At 67.3% G+C, this 330-nt stretch carries 1 pseudogene; it reads left to right on the plus strand.

Annotation, left to right across the window (positions count from 1 at the left end):
* Positions 1–330: pseudogene (locus P7F28_RS10945) on the plus strand (transposase); the annotation flags it as partial.

The raw sequence follows: 330 nt of genomic DNA on the forward strand, positions 1-330 counted from the left end.
CTCGGGCAAGCGCGGGCGCAGCGGCAATCATCAGTTGCCCGAAGGCGTGGCGCAGCGTGCGCTCGCGCTGATCCGCGAACGCTATGCCGATTTTGGTCCGACGCTGGCGTGCGAGAAGCTACGGGAATGCCACGGCATCAAGCTGCGGTCGAGACCATTCGCGCGCTGATGACGGCCGCAGGACTGTGGGTGCCGCGCAAGCAGCGCCCGCCGCGGATTCACCAGCCGCGCAATCGCCGCGCGTGTCTGGGCGAGCTGATCCAGATCGATGGCAGCGATCACCGCTGGTTCGAGGATCGCGCGCCCGCGTGCACGCTGCTGGTATTTATC

Source organism: Caballeronia sp. BR00000012568055, assembly GCF_029439455.1.
In the GTDB taxonomy this organism is placed as follows: Bacteria; Pseudomonadota; Gammaproteobacteria; order Burkholderiales; family Burkholderiaceae; genus Caballeronia.